Genomic DNA, 3314 nt, shown 5'->3' with positions numbered 1-3314 from the left:
CTTCGCTGCCATGGCCGCCACCGGTGTGATAGATCTCTTCAGCCGCCCATTTACCGAGCAGGAAGATCAGGAAAGCGCCGCAGAAGCCCCCCAGAATCTTGGTCGAGGTCATTGTATCCATAACACGCGAGTCCCTTAGCTTGGTCTTGTTCGGGGTCTTACGGCTTCCCCTTCTCGGAGGCAAGGTATAGAAACCGCGACGAAACGCCCGGGCCGGGCCAAAAAAGCGGAAAAATTGCCATGACAGGACGCATCGCCTTTCAGGGGGAGCCCGGAGCCTACAGCCACGAAGCCTGCCGCGACGCATGCCCCGAGATGGATCCGATGCCCTGCAACAGCTTCGAGGACGTGATCGCCGCGGTGAGTTCCGGCGCGGCCGATCTGGCGATGCTGCCGGTGGAAAACACCACCTATGGCCGCGTCGCCGACATCCACCGGCTGCTGCCGCAGAGCGGGCTCCGGATCGTCGGCGAGGCCTTCGTCCGGGTGCATGTCAGCCTGATGGCGCATCACGGCGTGCAGATCGAGGAGATCGAGACGGTGCGTGCGCATATGGTGCTGCTGCCGCAATGCGCCGACTTCCTCAAGACCTACGGCATCCGCGGCGAGGCGGCCGCCGACAGCGCCGGCGCGGCGGCAGAACTGGCCGAGAGCGGAGATCGCCGCTCTGGCGTGCTGGCCTCTGACCTTGCGGCCGAGATCCACGGGCTGCACATCCTCGCGCGGCATATCGAGGATCATGCCCACAACACCACGCGCTTTTTGTTGATGGGCCGCGAGCCCGACATGTCGCGGCGGGGCGATCATGGCATGCTGACCACCTTCGTCTTTCAGGTGCGCAATATCCCGGCGGCGCTTTACAAGGCGATGGGCGGGTTTGCCACCAACGGCGTCAACATGACCAAGCTGGAAAGCTACATGGTCGGCGGCTCCTTCACCGCGACGCAGTTCTATGCCGATATCGAGGGCCACCCCGACGACCCGGCGGTGCAGCGGGCGCTGGAGGAACTGGACTACTTCACCGACATGCTGGAAATCCTCGGCACCTATCCGCGCGATCCCAGACGGGACTGAGCCGCGCATCGACGGGCCGTGGTGCGGCGATCCGTCGGGGGCGTAGGGCAGTTTATCCCGGCATAGTCTGCAGGCATCGGACCGGAGCGATGCGGGCAGCCACATCGCCGTGTCGGTGGGCGCCAAATTGTGCCGAACGCAGGATTCCGACATGATGTGTGACGGGCTTGCAGCCCGCTGTTAACCCGCCGGTACGTTTTTCCTCGAGGCTAGATCAGCAAGCCGGCTGCGCGCTCGTGCCTCAGCAGCCAGACCTTGGTCTCGACGCCGCCCTTGGCGGAAAACCCGCCGAGCCCGTTTGCGCCCAGAATGCGGTGGCAGGGGATCAACACCGGGATCGGGTTGGCGCCGCAGGCCTGTCCGATGGCCTGCGCCGGCACGTTCAGCTCAGCCGCCAGATCGCCATAGGTCCGGGTCTCGCCAAACGGGATCGCCTGCAGTGCGGCGCAGGTCCGGAGGGTGAGGTCGGTGCCCTGCGGCGCAAAAGGCAGGTCGAAGTCCTCGCTGCGCCCGGCGAAATAGGCAGTCAGCTGGCGTTCGGCCTCGACCAGCAGCGGATCGTCGTTGGCCTCGCCACACCGCCAATGCAAGGCGGTGATCGCGCCGTCCCGTGCTTCGAGGGTGACGGGGCCAAGCGGTGTGGTCAGGCTGCGTTCCGGCATGCGGCCAGATTGGCCCCTGCGGCGCAAGGGCTCAATCCGGAACTTGCGGGTTTCAGGCGTCTTCCAGCTTGTCCTGGGTTTTCGTCTCGAAATCCTCGGCTGCGTGCCGCTCGTGCAGCTGCGACGACAACTCGCCACCGGTGCGGTTGACCATGCGGCCACGTTGCACGGCGGGGCGCGCGTCGATCCGCTTGGCCCACTCCATCACGTGGGTATAGCTCTCGACGTCAAGGAACTCGGCCGCACCCTAGAGCCGGCCCAGCATCAGCTGACCGTACCACGGCCAGATCGCCATGTCGGCCAGGGTGTATTCGCCGCCGACCATCCAGTCGCGCTCTGACAGGTGCCGGTTCAGCACGTCGAGCTGGCGCTTGGATTCCATCGCGTAGCGGTTGATCGGATACTCGTACTTCTCCGGCGCGTAGTTGTAGAAATGGCCGAAGCCGCCGCCAAGAAACGGCGCGCTGCCCATCTGCCAGAACAGCCAGGACAAAAGCTCGGCGCGATGTTCCGACGCGCCCTGGAAGGCATTGCCGAACTTTTCAGACAGGTGCAGCATGATCGCGACGGATTCAAAAACCCGTACGGGTGTCTCGCCGGAGCGGTCCATCAGAGCAGGGATCTTGGAGTTCGGATTGACCTCGACAAAGCCCGAGCCGAACTGGTCGCCCTTGCCGATGCGAATGAGCCATGCGTCGTATTCGGCGTCATGACCGGCGGCCAGCAGCTCTTCGAACATCACCGTCACCTTCACCCCGTTGGGCGTGCCCTGCGAATAGAGCTGGAACGGATGCTTGCCGACCGGCAGCGCCTTGTCATGGGTCGGGCCGGCGATGGGGCGGTTGGTCGAGGCGAACTGGCCGCCGTTCTCCTGATCCCATGTCCAGACGGTGGGCGGGGTGTAGGTCTCGGTCATCGCGGAAAAGCTCCTTGTGCCTTTCCGCCATAGATATCGCCTTTGCCGGGTTTTCCAACCCACCGATGCGCTCAAGGCGGCGCACAGCCTCTGTGCAGCGCTGTCCGATCAGGCATTGGCGGGGCGATAGTCACTCTTCCCGACAGCTTGCGCTTTCTTCATCGCCGCTTGCGCCTGCTGCGAGGTCAGCAGCTTGGTGGTGGCCCCGCCGGACATCGCGCCACTTGCGCCGACGGCCATGATGGCACCGGCCATCGTCTCGTCATCCGGGGCTTCGATCAGGACCACCACGTCTTCGCGCCCGAAGCAGAAGAACATGTGATGCAGCTTGCCGCCCATCGCCTCGACCAGCTTGCGGGCCTCGGCTTCGCGGTCCTGCGGGGTCTCGACCATCTTCCTGATCGACTCGGGCGAATAGCGGCCCTGAAACATGTAATATGCCATTGTGGATACTCCTCATTGAAATTGGCGGGTGAGGAGACTGGCACTGTCACGGAGGTGCGGGGCCATGGTCTGGCCGCTCAAACGATGCCTCTCCCGCAAGAGGAGCATAACACAGCGGGCGGAAGAAAGCCCGCCCGCTGTGCAGTTCTCAGCTCAGCGCGGCGTCGCAGCGGGCGCATGTGGCGGGGTGGCTGTGGCTGCCGACGTCGGGCAGGATC

3 protein-coding genes and 1 pseudogene are annotated in these 3314 nt (G+C 64.5%); 1 reads left to right on the top strand and 3 read right to left on the bottom strand.

From position 1 onward, the window contains the following. The first annotated feature begins 240 nt into the window (after positions 1-240). Entirely contained in the window at positions 241-1074 is an 834-nt protein-coding gene (locus VOI29_RS23525) for a prephenate dehydratase (protein ID WP_323763243.1), read from the top strand. Between the two features lie 209 nt (positions 1075-1283). On the opposite strand, the gene VOI29_RS23520 is transcribed toward VOI29_RS23525, so the two are convergent. The 3 genes and pseudogenes from VOI29_RS23520 to VOI29_RS23510 form a co-directional block, all read right to left on the bottom strand. Further along, the gene (locus VOI29_RS23520; protein WP_323763244.1) at positions 1284-1736 is read right to left on the bottom strand and encodes a methylated-DNA--[protein]-cysteine S-methyltransferase; all 453 of its coding nucleotides are present in this window, start codon (positions 1734-1736) and stop codon (positions 1284-1286) included. A 52-nt stretch (positions 1737-1788) separates the two neighbouring features. Beyond that, a pseudogene (gene yghU / locus VOI29_RS23515) lies at positions 1789-2652 on the bottom strand (glutathione-dependent disulfide-bond oxidoreductase). A gap of 108 nt (positions 2653-2760) precedes the next feature. Beyond that, the gene (locus VOI29_RS23510) at positions 2761-3096 is read right to left on the bottom strand and encodes a GYD domain-containing protein (RefSeq protein ID WP_323763246.1); all 336 of its coding nucleotides are present in this window, start codon (positions 3094-3096) and stop codon (positions 2761-2763) included. Positions 3097-3314: the final 218 nt, after the last annotated feature.

It is taken from the genome of Leisingera sp., from assembly GCF_034669605.1.
GTDB lineage: Bacteria > Pseudomonadota > Alphaproteobacteria > Rhodobacterales > Rhodobacteraceae > Leisingera.
Note: the sequence above shows the minus strand (reverse complement) of the source record. Positions and strands in the feature narration are given on the sequence as shown.

Excerpts from the sequence above, each read along its gene's own strand:
- VOI29_RS23525 (WP_323763243.1), top strand. The coding sequence starts at position 241 with ATGACAGGACGCATCGCCTTTCAGGGGGAGCCCGGAGCCTACAGCCAC.
- VOI29_RS23520 (WP_323763244.1), bottom strand. The coding sequence starts at position 1,736 with ATGCCGGAACGCAGCCTGACCACACCGCTTGGCCCCGTCACCCTCGAA.
- VOI29_RS23510 (WP_323763246.1), bottom strand. The coding sequence starts at position 3,096 with ATGGCATATTACATGTTTCAGGGCCGCTATTCGCCCGAGTCGATCAGG.